Origin of the sequence: Exiguobacterium sp. UBA3968 (assembly GCF_002385115.1) — a bacterium.
GTDB lineage: Bacteria > Bacillota > Bacilli > Exiguobacteriales > Exiguobacteriaceae > Exiguobacterium_A.
In genome coordinates, this window is the sequence record NZ_DGCW01000003.1 from 6,299 (window position 1) to 6,961 (window position 663).

Annotated in this window: 1 protein-coding gene; it reads right to left on the minus strand. The window is 48.9% G+C overall.

Going from position 1 to position 663, the window contains the following annotated elements; genetic code table 11:
* A partial coding sequence (locus tag B3S86_RS00165) for a CarD family transcriptional regulator (RefSeq protein WP_290747868.1) occupies positions 1-663 on the minus strand: 663 nt, incomplete at both ends.

Genomic DNA, 663 nt, shown 5'->3' on the forward strand with positions numbered 1-663 from the left:
TGTTTCGTAGTGTTGTTGCGCAAGGACGGTCGTCGGTACAAGCAATGCCACTTGTTTTCCAGACATGACTGCTTTAAAGGCTGCACGAATCGCCACTTCCGTTTTCCCGTACCCGACGTCGCCACATAATAGACGATCCATCGGACGCGGACGTTCCATATCTTTCTTGATCTCGGCAATTGATCGCAATTGATCGACCGTTTCCTCATATGGGAAGGAAGCCTCGAACGCTTGCATGTTATCGTCATCCTCTGGGAAAGCAAAACCGACGGCAGCTTCACGAGCCGCATAGAGCTTGATCAATTCATCAGCGATATCCTCGACCGATTTTTGAACCTTCGCTTTGACCTTTTTCCATTCCGTTCCACCGAGTTTATAGATTTTCGGCTCTTTCCCTTCAGCCCCGACGTACTTTTGAATCAAGTCGATCTGATCGACAGGAACATACAACGAGTCCTCTCCTGCGTAGACGAGATGGAGATAATCCTGATGATTACCGGCTACATCAATCGTCTTGATGCCATGGTACCGCCCAATTCCATGATGAATATGAACGACGTAATCACCTGTCTTCAATTCTTGGTAACTCTTGATCCGTTCAGCGTTCGTCAGCTTCGTCGTCTGCTTCCGGCGACGCGCCGGTTGCTTGAAGACTTCTTCTTC